The 14751-nt window shown below is 72.3% G+C and carries 13 protein-coding genes; 5 read left to right on the top strand and 8 right to left on the bottom strand.

Annotation, left to right across the window (positions count from 1 at the left end; genetic code table 11):
* Nucleotides 1-82: 82 nt before the first annotated feature.
* The 6 genes from F8A92_RS06760 to F8A92_RS06735 form a co-directional block, all read right to left on the bottom strand.
* A complete protein-coding gene (locus F8A92_RS06760) occupies nt 83-952 on the bottom strand; it encodes an anti-sigma factor family protein (RefSeq protein WP_153504398.1) in 870 nt (289 codons plus the stop codon).
* 155 nt (nt 953-1107) lie between these two features.
* Nucleotides 1108-1680, bottom strand: a complete 573-nt coding sequence (gene sigM, locus F8A92_RS06755) for an RNA polymerase sigma factor SigM (RefSeq protein WP_153504397.1) — start codon at nt 1678-1680, stop codon at nt 1108-1110.
* Between the two features lie 91 nt (nt 1681-1771).
* Entirely contained in the window at nt 1772-2680 is a 909-nt protein-coding gene (locus F8A92_RS06750) for a hypothetical protein (protein ID WP_153504396.1), read from the bottom strand.
* Between the two features lie 107 nt (nt 2681-2787).
* A complete protein-coding gene (gene murJ, locus F8A92_RS06745) occupies nt 2788-4422 on the bottom strand; it encodes a murein biosynthesis integral membrane protein MurJ (RefSeq protein ID WP_153504395.1) in 1635 nt (544 codons plus the stop codon).
* The gene (locus F8A92_RS06740; protein WP_153504394.1) at nt 4419-6668 is read right to left on the bottom strand and encodes a DUF6049 family protein; all 2250 of its coding nucleotides are present in this window, start codon (nt 6666-6668) and stop codon (nt 4419-4421) included. Before F8A92_RS06740 ends, murJ begins: the two co-directional genes overlap by 4 nt.
* Nucleotides 6665-7267 carry an NUDIX hydrolase gene (locus F8A92_RS06735; protein WP_153504393.1) on the bottom strand — a complete coding sequence of 201 codons (603 nt, stop codon included), beginning with the start codon at nt 7265-7267 and terminating at the stop codon, nt 6665-6667. The genes F8A92_RS06740 and F8A92_RS06735 overlap by 4 nt, the downstream gene beginning before the upstream one ends.
* 142 nt (nt 7268-7409) lie before the next feature.
* Here F8A92_RS06735 and F8A92_RS06730 point away from each other — a divergent pair, with 142 nt between their 5' ends.
* A complete protein-coding gene (locus tag F8A92_RS06730) occupies nt 7410-7979 on the top strand; it encodes a hypothetical protein (protein WP_153504392.1) in 570 nt (189 codons plus the stop codon).
* Complete coding sequence (locus tag F8A92_RS06725) at nt 7979-9412, top strand: CCA tRNA nucleotidyltransferase (protein ID WP_153504391.1); 1434 nt, start codon at nt 7979-7981, stop codon at nt 9410-9412. The genes F8A92_RS06730 and F8A92_RS06725 overlap by 1 nt, the downstream gene beginning before the upstream one ends.
* A gap of 78 nt (nt 9413-9490) precedes the next feature.
* Here the strand turns inward: F8A92_RS06725 and F8A92_RS06720 are convergent, their stop codons facing one another.
* Nucleotides 9491-10828 carry an MFS transporter gene (locus tag F8A92_RS06720; protein ID WP_194291388.1) on the bottom strand — a complete coding sequence of 446 codons (1338 nt, stop codon included), beginning with the start codon at nt 10826-10828 and terminating at the stop codon, nt 9491-9493.
* Nucleotides 10829-10956: 128 nt separating this feature from the next.
* On the opposite strand from F8A92_RS06720, the gene F8A92_RS06715 reads away from it, so the two are divergent.
* From F8A92_RS06715 to F8A92_RS06705, 3 genes are all read left to right on the top strand, one after another.
* Nucleotides 10957-11574, top strand: a complete 618-nt coding sequence (locus tag F8A92_RS06715) for a YqgE/AlgH family protein (RefSeq protein ID WP_194291387.1) — start codon at nt 10957-10959, stop codon at nt 11572-11574.
* Between the two features lie 351 nt (nt 11575-11925).
* Nucleotides 11926-12750, top strand: coding sequence for a DUF2382 domain-containing protein (locus F8A92_RS06710; protein ID WP_153504388.1), 825 nt, complete (start codon nt 11926-11928; stop codon nt 12748-12750).
* Between the two features lie 81 nt (nt 12751-12831).
* Nucleotides 12832-13281 (top strand): YsnF/AvaK domain-containing protein, encoded by a 450-nt coding sequence (locus F8A92_RS06705; RefSeq protein WP_153504387.1) that lies wholly within the window; start codon nt 12832-12834, stop codon nt 13279-13281.
* Here F8A92_RS06705 and F8A92_RS06700 read toward each other — a convergent pair.
* Nucleotides 13259-14746 (bottom strand): tryptophan-rich sensory protein, encoded by a 1488-nt coding sequence (locus F8A92_RS06700; RefSeq protein ID WP_153504386.1) that lies wholly within the window; start codon nt 14744-14746, stop codon nt 13259-13261. The genes F8A92_RS06705 and F8A92_RS06700 overlap by 23 nt on opposite strands.
* Between the last annotated feature and the right edge of the window lie 5 nt (nt 14747-14751).

The following is a 14751-nucleotide window of genomic DNA, read 5'->3' as shown; positions in this document are numbered from 1 at the left end:
AGTAGGTGCAACGTACATCGTAGGCGGGCTATTCCGGGTGCACCGGCGAACGCGGGCACCGGAGCACGTCCGCGCGCGGCGGCTACTTGCGGGGGCCGGTGACGGTGTCCAGGCGCACCGAGCAGTCGGCGGCGTCGACGATGATCATCTCGACGATGTCGGGGTCCTTGGTCGGAAAGACGAACGCGTACGCCTTGGTGCCGTTGTGCGAGCCCGCCTCGACGGCCTCCGGGGCCGCCGCCGGGCGCGGGATGATCTGGCTGAGGCACTTGTTGCGCTCGGCCAGCTCGGCCATCTTGCCGGCGACCTCCGGCGCCACCTGGTCGTTCTGGATCGCACCCCGCTCGAGGACGTCCTTGGGAGAGCTGAAGCTCTGTACGGTGCCGTTTCCGCTGCGCCCCGGCGATGCGTCGGTCGCCGTCGACTGGCTCGCCGCCTGGGTGCTCGTGGAGCCGTTGCCGTTCTGCGTGATGACGAGCGTTCCGATGCCCAGCACGGCGGCCGCGGCCGCCGCGGCCATCAGCAGCCTTCCCCGGCCGGCGCGGCGCTCGCGGTGCGCCGCGAGGCTGGCGACCGCGCTCCCTGGGCCGTCCGTCGGCGAGGCGGTGCCGCGGGACCGGTCGACCGGGAGCCGGCGCACGTCGGCCGAGGTGGGTGGCGCCGAGAACCCGCCGGCGCCGTGGCCGGGGTCGACGCGACCGGCCTCGATGGCCAGCGCTCGATCCAGCCGGGCCGCGACGTCGGGCGGGATCTGCGGCGACGGCATCGAGCCCAGGGACGCGACCGTCGCATCGAGCGCGGCCAGCACCTCGGTGCACGCCTCGCACGAGGCCGCGTGCGCGCGCAGGGTGCGCGCGGTGACGTCATCGAGCACGCCGGCATGCAGGTCGGCCAGCGTGTCCACGTCCGGGCATGCCCCGGGCACGCCCGCGTCGTGGGGGTTCTGGGTCATGACGTCTCCTTGGGTGCATGACGGCGCGGCTCGACCGGCCGCGACGTCATCCCTGCCGAAAGGCAAGGTGAACGTTCAACTAACTAGCCTAGGACAGCGCGCTGCCCCAGGCGAGCCGGTGGGTGGTCTGGCTGCGGTGCCAGTGGGACGGACGGTCAGCCGTCCCGGTTCCGCAGGTGCCCGAGAATTACCGAGAGCTTGGTACGGCCCCGGGCACACCGGCTCTTGATGGTGCCCTCGGGGACGTCGAGGACGGCGGCCGCATCGGCGACCGAATAGCCCTGGACGTCGACGAGGACGATCGCTGCGCGCTGATCCTCCGGAATCTTCATGAGCGCGTCCTGAATGAGCATGGACATGTCACGCTCACCGAGGGCGTCCCGCGGATCGGCGGGCTCGCCGGGGCCTTCTTCTGGAAGGGGCGAGGTGGGGCGAGCCTGCTTGCGCCGGATGCGGTCCAGGCAGGCGTTGACGACGATGCGGTGCAGCCAGGTGGTGACCTGCGCCTCGGCGCGGAATGACGACGCCGCGCGGAACGCCGAGATGAGGGCGTCCTGCAAGGCGTCGGCGGCATCCTCGGGGTCGCGCATCGTGCGCAGCGCCACGGCGTACAACCGGCTGCGGTGCCGCTGGACGATGCGCTCGAACGCGTACGGATCGCCGGTGACATGGTCGGCGAGCAGCTCCTTGTCGGAGCGCGGGTCGTCGTCGACGGCGAATGTGGTCACGCGATCACCTTACGGGGGCGTCGGGCGCGGCCAGCGGCGGCCACGTGGCGTGGTGTGCCGTCATCTTCCGGCATTCTCGCTGGTAGCTCAACTAGCTGATGATGCCGACCTCGGACAGGGAGGCCTGGTAGAAGCCCTGCTGGTTGACCAGCTGGGTGATCCACACCAGCACGTAGCGGGTCTTGGTGCCACCCGGCAGCGGGATGTCGGTGGTCTCCTGCAGCTGCACGGGCCCGGCGACCGCCGGGAACTGATCGAGGGTGCCGCCGGAAGCGGCGCCGGTGCGGATCTCGACCGTCGCACCCGGCAGGGTGGTCCGGATCTGCACCTTCGAGACCGACTTCTCGGCGCCCAGGTCGTAGACGATTCCGACGCCGGGCTTGAGGTTGCCGAACTTGGCCGAGCCCTTGTACTGCAGCGTCGGCCAGGTGGTGCCGGGCTGCCCGTCGTACGACAGCGCGATCCGGTCCGGGTTCTCCTGCCCGTCTCCCGGCGGTGGGTCGAACAGGCTGGCGCCGGTGATCTTGATCGACTCGCCGGGCGTGGTGCCTTCGCCGGTGGCCTTCGCGTCGGTGGTCTTGGTCGCGGCGGCGCTCGGCTTGGGCTGCTCCGGCCCGAACGCCTTGCCGGCGAGCAGCCCGCCGAACCAGCCGAGCAGCAGCGCCCCGACCAGCGCGAGCGCGGCCAGGCCGAGCACCTGCCACTTGTTGCGAGCCGCCCGCTTGCGCCGGGGCCGTGCCGGCGATGCTCCCGCGGCGGCGGCGGCGGCGGTCGCGGTGCGGGTGGCGGGTTCGTCGGCGACCACGGGGCCGTCCTCCTGCTCGGTCGAGTCGGTCGGTGCGGGTGCCTCGCGGTACGCCGGGATCGGTGCGGTGGCGTGCACCCAGTCGCGGTCGTCGCCGGTCGGCTCCGGCGGAAGGTGGCCGGCGGGGTGCTCCGCGCCCGCGGGGGACGCCGCGACGGGGTCACGATCGGGGTCGTGGTCGGTGCGCTCTGCCATGGCCTCGTTCGCTCGGGGTCGGGTGCACGTGGTGCGTGGGCGTACCCAAACTACCGCGCCGCCGGTAAGGGCCGGGCGAGCCGTCGGCACCGCCACAATCGCGGCGGCTACCGGCGGACCAGCCTGCGCAGGTCGGGAATGCGCAGACCGATGCCGGCAGCGACGAACCCGACGAGCCCGACCGCAGCGGCGACGGCCAGCACTGTCGCGATCTGCAGCTTGCTCATCGACAGCAGGGGTACGCCGGTGAGCCCCTCGAGGTTCCACGCGTCGACGCCGGACAGCAGGGTGCTGAGCCACAGGTAGACCGGGGTGGCGAGGGCCACGCCGACGAGGGCGGCCGCCGTGATCCGCACGAGCTGCGCCAGCACCGCGCCGGTGCCGAGCCGGCCGAAGCGGCGCCGCAGGACGACGTCGCCGACCACCGCGCCCACCAGGAAGGCGACGCTGTTGGCCACCGCAAGGCCGAGCACGATGTACCGAGCGGGGAGCAGGAGGCACCCGAGGCTCAGCACGATGCGCACGGCGACGATGCCGACCATGACGAGGGACGGCGTCCGCGCGTCCTTCGCGGCGAAGAACACCCGCAGCTGCAGGAGGGTGACGGCGTACGGCAGCAGCCCGAAGGAGGCGGCCGCGAGGATCAGGCCGGTCGAGCGGGCGGCCTCGCCGCCGAACGCTCCGACGTCGAAGAACAGCACCGTCAGCGGGACGGCGAGCAGCCAGAAGGCGACGCTCACCGGGATCAGCCCGAGGCCGGTGAGCCGGGTGCCGTCCGCGAGGTACTCCTTGACGCGCGGCCAGTCGTGGTCGCGCGCCGCGCGGGACATCTTGGGCATCAGCGCGGTCAGCAGCGACACGCCGAGGATGCCGTACGGCAGCTGGAACAGCAGCGCGGCGTAGGTCCACTTCGACTGCTCGCCCGGCGTGAGACGGGCGGACGCGACGTTGGCCACGTTGGTCGCGACGATGAACCCGATCTGCCCGATGACCACGTACGCCAGCACCCAGCCCGCGAGCGAGCGCAGCTCACCGAGCCCCACTCCGCGGAAGTCGGTCCGCCACTTCCATCGGAAGCCGGCCTTGCGCCAGCTCGGGATGAGCACGAGCGCCTGCGCCACGATGCCCAGCGTCGTCCCCACCGACAGGACGACCACGCCGGTGGTCGACAGCTCGGCGCGGTCCTGGCGCAGCCAGATCATGCCGACGGCCACGAGGATGACCACGATGTTGTTCAGCACCGGAGCCCACGCGAACGCGCGATACGACTCGCGAGTGTTCAGGACGGCGCCCGCGAGCGCCCCGATGCCGTAGAAGATCATCTGTGGCAGCAGCAACACCGCCATGAGGGTGGCGGTGCCGTGGTTCGGGCGGGACGGGCCCAGACCCATCATGGTGACCAGCAGCCCGGAGGCGAGCATGCCGACGACCGTGGCAGCGGTCAGCCCGAGCGTGGCGAGGGTGAACAGCCGTTGCGCGTAGGCGTTCGGGTCGCCGCCGCGCTCCTCGGCGTCCTTCTCCGCCCGCACCAGAAGCGGCACGATGACCGAGGTCAGGACGCCGCCGAGGAGCAGCTCGAAGACCATGTTGGGCAGCGTGTTGGCGACGTTGTAGGCGTCGTTGGTGAGCGTCGACCCGAGCAGTGCGGCCAGCGCCAGGGTGCGCGCGAAGCCGGTGATCCGCGACATCAGGGTGCCGGCGGCGACCTGGCCTGCGGAGCGGAGCAAGCCGCCTTGGCTCATGGGGTCTCGTCCTTCGTGCCGGGAGTGTGGTGCAGCTCGTCATCGGGGAGGTGCTCGGCGTCCGGACGACGGCCATCCTCCGGAAGGTGCCCGGCCTCCGGCAGCGCCGCGCCGTCCAGAGGTGGTTCGCCGCCCTGGAGCCGGCCGGACTCGCGGGCGCGTTCCTGGGCCTGGAACTGGCGTCGCCGCCACCAGCGCCGGGCGATCAGCGCGAGGAGCAGGGTGAACGCGACGCCGGTGACGAGGAGCGCGACGGTGCCGTAGGCCGACGACGACACCTTCACCATCACGTCCTTGCCGAGCGGCTTGCCCTCGGGCGTGCTGATCTGCGCGACGACGCTGAACGTGCCGGAGCGCTCGACCTTGGTCGGCAGCTTGATGGTGGCGCGCGAGCGCGCGGGGATCGATTGCACGCCGATGTCCGCCGGCGACAGCCCCGAGGACTGGCGCGGGTCGAGACCGATGCGGAAGTGCACGGGGACGGCGAGGTTGTTCTCGACGGTGAGCACCAGCGGTGCGTCGCTGGAGGAGAGCGTGTAGGAGCCGTTGTTCGGAGTCACGATGCGGATCTGGTCGCGCACGTCGTCGAGCGCCGCGCCGGCGTCCAGCGCGCCCGCGGTGACCTGCTTGCCGTCGCCGCGCCAGGCGGAGCTGGCGCCCCGGAAGATGATCTCCTCGATCGGTCCGAGCACCTCCTGGCGATCGGCCCCTGGGTCGAACGCGGTGCCGAGCTCGCCGACCTGGGTGATCGGGCCCTGCAGCTGCGCGAGGGCGGACGCGGGCAGCTCCTGGGTGGACATCGTCGAGGGGTACTGCAGCGGCCCGCGGTCTTGCGGCTGCCCGGAGACGACGTCGTCCAACGGCACCGGCTGCAGCCACGGCGCGGTGGTGGTGAGCGTCATCAGCCGGTCGGCGAGATCCGCGGAGACCTGCCACTGCCGGGGCGGGAGCAGCAGGACGGTGCGGGCCCGATTCGGCGCCTGCGCGAGGATGGCCATCAGCTCGGCGGCGAGCTGCTCGGTCGCTGCGGCCGGGCCGCCGGCGTACTGCGAGCCCTGGCCGAGGATGCGGGTCAGCGCGGGGTCGGCCACCGTCGCCCGGATTCCCGGCAGCGCCGTCGCCGCGCTCTCGGTGACGTCGTCCTCCGAGGCGAGGTAGTCCTCCTGGCCGAAGGACGCGCCGCCGAGCAGGACGTCGCTGACCTGGTCGTCGCGCAGCACCCCGAGGGCGGTCTCGGTGACGATGCCGTCCGCGGGCCACGCGACCGTGGTGACCGGCGGGACGCCGAGAACCTGCTTGACGACCTCCGCACCGCGCTGCCGGGCCTGCTTGAGCAGGCCGCCGAGCCCCGCGCGGACGGTGGCGACGACGTCGATGTCGGCGTACGCCGTGCTCACGATGGGGGTCGTCTCGGCCAGCTTCGTCAGACGCTCGAGGAACGCGGCGGCGACGGCCTTGCCGGGGCCGGTCGTGGGGCCGCCCTTGCCCTTCACCTGGTATCCCGCCGCCATCGCGCTGAGCTCGTCGACGAGCTCGGGGTCCACCACGAGGGTCACCTGCGCCGCCGCGCCGTACGTCTCGGCCGCCGCGAGGATGTTCTCCAGCCGGCCGCCGGTCTCGATCAGCGGCCGCAGGTCGTCGTCGGTGAACACCGTCGCCGACCGGGAGCGATGCGGCCGGTCGATCAGGGGCAGCACCCATCCCACCTGCAGGCGCGCGGCAGGGGCGACCGGCGAGCGGGGCAGCGTGAACGCGGCCTGTCCCACGCGGCCCTCGGTGCCGCCGATCGCGCCCTGCAGATTGAGCATGATCGGGTAGCTGCCGGCATCGGTGATCCCGAGGGCGCTGCGGGCTGCGCTCAGCTGGATGGTCCTGGTCTGGCCGGGCTCGAGCGTGATGCCGAGGTCGGTGTTCGGGCCGATCGCCGAGGCGTAGGCGGGCTGGCGCTTGTCCAGCGCCAGCAGACCGGCCCGATCGACGACCCGCTTGTCACGCTGCAGCCGCGCCCACATGTCGGTGATGGCGCGATCGCCGTTGTTGGTGACCTCGGCCGTGACCTGGACCGGCTCGTCCCCCTTGGAGACCGTCGGCGCGATGGTGGTGATCGTGACCTTGACCGGCAGCGGTTCCTTGCGCGGCGGGCCGGACGTCGGGTCGGCGAACCCGGGCTGCGCGCCGACGGCCAGCAACGCCGCGAAGAGCGCGATGAGCAGGTTCGGCAGCGGACGGCGGGCCGGTCCGCTCACGCGGTATCGGCCAGCATCCGGATGGCGTCGATCGCGATCCGCCGCTCGTCGGCGTAGGCCAGGCGGCGTGCCAGGTCGTCGAGTGGCACCCATGCGACCGCGACCACCTCGGCATCCTCGTCACTGAGCTCTCCACCGATGGCGTTCATCAGGAAGTGGGTGACTGTCTTGTGCACGCGGCGTCCGTCGGCCACGAACCAGTAGTCGATCTTACCGAGGTGCGCCACGACGCTTCCCACGATGCCGGTCTCCTCCTCGACCTCGCGGACGGCGGCCTGCGCGGCGGTCTCCCCGGCCTCGATGTGGCCCTTCGGCAGCGACCAGAGCAACCGGCCGCGACGGTCGGTCCGGCCGATGATGGCGGCGGACGGCGGGGTGCCGTTGCGCCGTACGACGAGGCCGCCCGCGGAGAACTCGTCGCTACGCGGCATGTGGCGGCGGGGCTTCGTGGTGCGGCCCGGCTGCTTGCCGCTGCGGTGCGCGATGACGTCGATCGGGCTCGGACGGCGTCCCCGGGGCTTCTCCTCGGCCGCCTCGCCGCGCGCATCACGAGGATCGGCGGGACCAACTGCCTGATCCGGGGGAAGCGAACGAGCCATGGTCCTACGTTAACCAAGTCGCCGTTCAATTTCCGGAAAGCAGCAGCGGCGACGGGGACCGGGGGTCGGCCGGTGGCTGCGGGACGCGGTAGCGTTCTCGCCGGCATCGGGACAGATCTGCTCGGGGAGGACGGCCGTGCGCGTGGACGGGTTCGCGGCGCCGCCGGAGGCCACGCCGGTCAGGGTCGTCATCGGGCGCCGCTGGCTCCCGTGGCGCAGCACCACCCGGCGCGCGTTCACCGGCGCCTGGCAGCTGGTGCCCGACTGGGGCACCGGTTTCGGCGACGATCCGGTCTCCGCCGTCCTGGGGCTGATCGTCCTCGTCGTCACGCTGCCGTTCATGATCCCGGCGCTGCTCATCACCCCGTTCTTCCTCGCCGAGTCGATTCTGCAGTGGCTGGTGCTGCCCTTCGCCGTGCTGGCCCGCGCGGCGGGATGGGTCCCGGTCGAGGTGGACGTGCGGCACGGCTCCGGTGCCCGGTACGCCGAGCGGGTGGCCGGCTGGGGCGCGGCCCGGGCGCGGATGCGCCAGATCGCGGCGATCGCCGGCCGCGGCGGGCAGCCGCCGTACGCGCCCGTCCCGCACCGCTGGGCACCTCCGGCGGGACGTCCGCAGTGGCCGCACGGGTCCGCCCCTACCGCCCGGCCGTATCCCGGCGACCCCGGCCGGCCGGGATACCAGCCGGCCACCCCTCGGTACCCTCATCCGTGATGACTATCCCCGAGCAGACCGCCCAGCTGGTCGCCGTGCTGCAACCCGTGCTGGGCCCGCTGGTCACCCGGTTCCGGGACGCCGGCCACGAGCTGGCCCTCGTCGGCGGCCCGGTTCGCGACGCCGTGCTCGGCATCCTGGACCTGCGGCGCTCGACCGATCTCGACATGACGACGTCCGCGCACCCGCAGCAGGTGCTGGAGCTGATCGAGGGATACGCCGAGGCGGTCTGGACCACCGGCATCGAGTTCGGGACCGTCGCGCTGACTCATCGCGGCTTCCAGATCGAGATCACCACCTACCGCGCCGACCGCTACGACCGCATCAGCCGCAACCCCGAGGTGGCCTTCGGTGACTCGATCACCGAGGACCTCGCCCGGCGCGACTTCACCGTCAACGCGATGGCGGTCTCCCTGCTCGACGGGACCTTCCACGACCCGTACGACGGCGCGGGCGATCTCCGGCGCCGGCTGCTGCGTACGCCGGCCGCACCCGAGGAGTCATTCGCCGACGACCCGCTGCGGATCTTCCGGCTGGTCCGGTTCATCGCCCAGCTCGGCTTCGCGGCGGACCCGGCGACCGCTGCGGCCGCCGCCCGGATGTCCGGGGAGCTCAGCCGGATCACCGCCGAGCGGCTGCAGGGAGAGCTGACCAAGCTGCTGCTCACCGCCCGGCCCAGGCCTGGCCTCGAGGCGATGGTCGAGCTGGGCATCGCGGACGTCGTGCTGCCGGAGCTGGCCGCGCTGCGGATGGAGATCGACGAGCACCACCAGCACAAGGACGTCTACACGCACTCGCTGACCGTGCTCGACCAGGCGATCGACCTGGAGCCGCGGCTCGGCCTCCCGGGGCCCGACCTGGTGATCCGGCTGGCGGCGCTGCTGCACGACGTCGGCAAGCCAGCCACCCGTCGCCACGAGCCGGCCGGCGGCGTCAGCTTCCATCACCACGAGGTGGTCGGCGCCAAGCTGGTCCGCAAGCGGCTGCGCGCGCTGCGCTACTCGAAGCAGATCGTCGAGGACGTCGGCAACCTGACGTTCCTGCACCTGCGCTTCCACGGCTTCAGCGACGGCCAGTGGACGGACTCCGCCGTCCGGCGCTACGTCACCGACGCCGGCGACCTGCTCCCGCGGCTGCACGTGCTGGTCCGCTCCGACTCCACCACCCGCAACAAGCGGCGCGCCGCGCGGCTGTCCGCGTCGTACGACGCACTGGAGGCGCGCATCGAGCACCTGCGGCAGGCGGAGGATCTGGCGGCGGTGCGCCCGGACATCGACGGCAACGAGATCATGCGCATCCTGGGCCTGCCGCCCGGCCCCACGGTCGGCCGGGCGTGGAAGTTCCTCAAGGAGCTGCGTCTGGACCGCGGTCCGCTGGATCACGACGAGGCGGTCGCCGAGCTGCGCGCGTGGGCCGCCCGCGAGGGCCTGTAGCTCCCGCGGTCGACGTCCCCCGTTGTCGTGTGACGACTCCGGGCGACGTCGCCCGAAGTGGGCACGACACAACGGGGGCTAGCGGCGGACCTCGTGCTTGAGCGCGATCAGCCGGTACAGCGCGGCGACCGCGGCGTACATGACCGCGATCGACACGAAGAACCAGCTGGTGCGCCCGGAGCCCGGCAGCGCGTACGCCGCGAGCACGACACCGATCACGAACGACACGTTGAAGGTCGTGTCGTAGACGGCGAAGGTGCGGCCCTGGAAGGACTCGTCGATGGTCTCCTGCGCGATCGTGTCGGCGCACACCTTCACGGCCTGCCCGGCGAAGCCGAGGCAGAACGACGCGACGATCATCGACCACGGCCGGTCGATCAGCATGATCAGCCCGGACGCCGTGCCGAGCGTGCCGTACGCGATCACGATCCAGGCGTTCTTCCCGATTGCGCGCGCCACGGCCGGGGTGATCGCCGCCGCGATGAGCGCGCCGAGACCGCCGATGCCGAGCGCCATCCCGATGCCGGCGATGTCCCGCGGGACGAGGCCACCGGCCGGGACGTGGTTCTTGAACTGCAGCAGGATCGAGACACCGACCGCGCCGAAGATGAACCGGTGTGCGGCGATGGAGGTCAGCACGCCGGCCACCTCGCGGTGCGCGTAGATGTGCCGGGCGCCCTCGACGACGCCCCGCAGCACGTCGACGATCCGCTGCGCGGACTGCCGGGTGGCGTGGTCGGGGCCGATCGCGGCCGGCGCGAACAGGCTCATCAGCCACGCCGACAGCAGCGGTCCGAGCAGGCTGGTCGCGGCCACGACCGCGTAGCCGTGGTCGCTCTTGCCGGTCAGGCTCAGCAGCGCGATGGAGCAGGCCCCGCCGAGGATCGAGACGACCGTGCCGCTGGTCGTGGAGAACGCGTTGGCGGTGACCAGCGTGTTGCGGGGAACGACGTGCGGCAGCGCCGCGGACAGGCCGGACAGGAAGAACCGGGACAGCGACAGCGACACCAGGGCCAGCGCGTAGAAGCCGAAGCCCTGGTAGCCGGCCCAGACCAGCACGCAGGTCGCCACCACGGCCACCGCACGCAGCAGCTGCGCGATGGTCATCAGGTGCCGCCGGCTGTACCGGTCGAGCAGGACGCCGACGAACGGGCCGATCAACGAGTACGGCAGCAGCATCACCGCGAAGCTGGCGGCCATGTCCGCCGGGGTGGCGGCGTGCTGGGGATTGAACAGCACGGTGCCGGCGAGGCTGGCCTGGAACATCCCGTCGGACCACTGGGAGGCGAGACGGGCGCCGTACAGCCGGCGGAATCCCGGGAGGCCCAGGATCGCCTTCACGGCGTGCGAGCCGCGCAGGGCGTCCAGATGCGGATGTGCGTGGGCCGGGTAGGTCTTCTCCAGCCGCTCGCTCACGAGCACCAGCCTACGACCCTTGTGTGCGGGGCTGGCTGAGACGGGGGTGCGGCGTGCGTGGGGCGGTCGGTTCGGGCGCCGGGGTGCCCGGCAGGGTGCCCGGCCGCGCGGCTGGGACAATGAGAAGGATGCACCGCGACGACGTGACCGACTGGCTGGACGGCGTGGGGCCGGCGGGCCTCGACCGTCCAGAGGTCGGCGCGCTCCTGGTGGCGATGCCGTCCCTCGGCGACCCCGGCTTCGAGCGCACGGTGGTGCTGATCGTGGGCGACTTCGACGACGGCTACCAGGGCGTGATCCTCTCCGAGCCCACCCGCGACGACGTGCGCACCGCGCTGCCGCGTTGGTGGCGCTCGGCGCTGCCGCCGCGCAAGCTGCACCGCGGCGGCCCGTGCGATCCCGAGCTCGTGCTGTGCCTGGCGGTCGGCCGCAAGGGCCTCGACGTCCCCGGGCTGGTCGAGGTCAAGGCGTACCGCCACCAGAGCCTGTATCGCGTCGAGGGGGACGTCGACCCCGACGTGATCCTGCCGTCCGTCGCCGGCGTCCGGCTGTTTCGCGGGTACGCCGGCTGGGACCCGGGCCAGCTCGAGTACGAGATCGCGCTCGGTGCCTGGCTCGTCGTGCCGAGCGTGGCCGACGACGCGGTGTCTGCGGTGTCGGCCACGTTGTGGCGCACGGTGCTCTCCCGGCAGGTGGGCGGCGCCGCGTTCCTGCGGGCCTGCCCCGACAATCCCGCCCGCAACTAGATGTTGGGCGGCGTGTCTGCGGGCGCGCTCCCGCCCGGGTGCGCTTTAATAGGCACTGCCGGTGTGGTGGCTTGGGGAAGAAGCCACCACATCGGCACTTCCATGCGTGCGGGCAGCAGCCGTTTCCCCGCTCCCGGCCCTCGGCCAGGTGAGCGCCTTGTGAGGCGGCCCGAGATTTCCGCCCGCCGTCCTCGCATCAGGGGTTAGTGTCGGCCTCAGCCGACAAGAAGCGCCGGCAGCCACTGCAGAAAGCAGAGCCCGGCGCCCGCCCCCACTGGGTTGCGCCGGGCGCCCATCGCAGAACCGCGCGCGGCGGCATTGCGCGCGCGATCACATGCAAGGAGCGCAACAATGGCACACGACCGTAACGACCTCACCTCCCGTGACAGCTTCGACGAGCTTCTCGACGCCAAGGTCTACGACCGCGACGGTGACAAGATCGGCAGCGTCGGAACCCTGTACACCGACGACGACTCGGGCCGTCCGAGCTGGGTGACGGTGAACACCGGACTGTTCGGCACGAACGAGACCTTCGTGCCGCTGCGCGAGGCCCGGGTCTCGGGCGACGAGATCCACGTCCCGTACGAGAAGTCCTACGTCAAGGACGCGCCGAACGTGGCGGCCGATCAGCACCTGAGCCTCGACGAGGAACGGCGGCTCTACGAGTACTACACCCGCGGCGGTGACGGCATCCGGCACGACGGGGCTGCTGTCGGGGACGGCGCTCGCGTCGGACGCGACTCGGGCATCGACCGCGATCGCGAGGCCGTCGTCGACGACGGCGACACCGGCGAGGGCGTGGTGCGGCGCGAGGAGCGTCTCGACGTGGGCACCGAGGAGCGGGAGACCGGACGGCTGCGGCTGCGCAAGCACGTCGTGACCGAGCGGGAGAACGTCGAGGTACCGGTGCGCCGCGAGGAGGTGCGCGTCGAGCGCACCCCGATCGCGGACGGCGAGACGGTCCGCGGCGGCAACGCGAGCCTCAGCGAGGAGGAGGTCGAGGTGCCGCTGCACGAAGAGCGTCCGGTCATCGAGAAGGAGACCGTGCCCGTCGAGCGGATCGACGTGGACAAGCGCACCGTGCAGGACACCGAGAACGTCCAGGCCGACGTCCAGAAGGAGCAGGTGGAGATCGAGGAGACCGGCGTCCGCGACGACCGGACCGACCGGCTCTAGTCGCGATCGGCCCTCGGGACGCCGGGCGGAGCAGCGCTCCGCCCGGCGTCCCTCTCATCGAGCGGGTATGGAGGTACCGCAGTGAGCGAGCTATCCGACGAGGACATGGCCGGCGGGCATGAGCGCGAGCCCGCACTGGTGCTGCACGAGCAGCGCGAGACCGCGAGGGTGCTGCCCGGCCGCTACGGGACCGCCCGGATCGGCAAGCGGATCGTGACCGAGACGATCACCATCGAGGTGGACGTGAGCCGGGAGGAGTTCTACGTCGAGTACGACGACGCGGTGGACCCCACACCGGCGCCGGGAGCGCTGTTCGTCGACGAGCAGCCCACCGAGCTGATCCTGTACCGCGAGGAGCCGGTCGTGCACAAGCGGGTCGTCCCGGTCGAGCGCGTGCTGTGGGGCCGGCAGGTCAAGCACGCCACCGTCGCGGGGCCGCTGGAACGCCGCCGCGAGGTGCTCGAGGTCGACGCGGACGGCAGCCTGGAGCTGCAGGAGATCGACCCGGTCACCGACTCCGGCGCCCCCTGAGCGCAGCGGGTCGGTTGCGGCGCGCGATCGCCGTGCTCAGCGCGGTGGCGAAACCGGTCCACGCCGCGTAGGGCGCCAACCGGGCGCCGCGCTGCGGGCTCGAGGCGGCCGCCCGGCGGGCGAGATCGGCCGAGCTCGCGGTGAGCACGGCGCTCTCCAGCGCAGCCAGCCACGGCCGGCGCACCCGCCAGAACAGCACGCTCCAGCCCGCGTTCAGCGCGAGGTTCGCCCACAGCGCCCGCTTGTACGCGGCTGCCTCGGAGGCCTTCTCCCGCCGTTCCAGGTCGGTCAGCACGACCGCGGACGTGGCGGCGATGTCGGCGTACAGCGCCGTCCACACCACCGGGAACGCGATGGTCGGCGGCTGCCACGACGGCAGGTCCAGGGACCGGTACCAGCGCGAACCCGGGGTGGTGGCGAGCGAGCCGACCGCGGCGGCCGCGACCGTCGCGGCCGAGGTGAGTGCCAGGTTGCGGGGACCGCCGTCCGTCGGGGTGCTTCCCAGGGTCGAGCCGACCGCCTCGTCGAAGCCCGCCAGACCACCCGCGGGGTCCGGCACGTAGCCGCGGATGTCGTCCTCGGAACAGACCACCTCGTGCACCAGGCTGTCGATGAGCGCCCTGGCCAGCGGGACGTTCAGCGGGGTCACCAGGCCGATCCAGCGGCTCGCCAGCCGCGGGGTGAGCACCGGGACCGTGACGATCAGCCGGCGCCCGTGCCCGGTCAGGCGCGCGTAGCGCACGAGCATCTCGCGGTACGTCAGCACGTCGGGACCGCCGATGTCGAAGGTCCGGTTGACCTCGGCCGGCAGGTCCGCCGCACCGCGCAGATAGCGCACGACGTCGGCGATCGCGATCGGCTGGACGCGGTTGCGCAGCCACCGCGGTGCCACCATCACCGGCAGTCTCGACGCCAGGTGGCGCAGCATGTCGAACGACGCGGAACCGGTTCCGAGGATCACGGCCGCCTGAAGGACAGCCGTCGGGACGCTCGAGCCGAGCAGGATGCGACCGACCTCCGCACGGGACGCCAGGTGCGCGGACAGCTCCTCGTCGTGCGGATGGATGCCGCCGAGGTAGACGATGCGCCCGACCCCGGCCCTGTCGGCCGCGGCGGCGAATGCAGTGGCCAGCGCGCGGTCGCGGGCGACGAAGTCCTCGCTGGAGCCCATCGAGTGGATGAGGTAGTACGCCACGTCGACGCCGTCGAGCGCGCGATCGAGGTCCGCGGCGGACCCCCCGTCGCCCTCGACGACCTCCACCTGGCGCTGCCACTCAGTGCCGTCCAGGCGGTGCGCGTCCCGCGTGAGCACTCGCACGGTGAAGCCGTCGGCGAGGAGGACCGGTATCAGCGCGCCACCGATGTAGCCGGTGGCGCCCGTCACGAGCGCCGTGCGGCCGCCTCGAGGAGCGGCCGCCGACGACGCCGGATCGGGGGAGCCGTGGTGCGTGGACTCGTGGGACATTCGCC

The sequence above is a fragment of the Cumulibacter manganitolerans genome (assembly GCF_009602465.1).
Classification (GTDB): Bacteria; Actinomycetota; Actinomycetes; order Mycobacteriales; family Antricoccaceae; genus Cumulibacter; species Cumulibacter manganitolerans.
The sequence above is the reverse complement of the archived record's forward strand: the minus strand, read 5'-3'. Positions and strand labels throughout refer to the sequence as shown.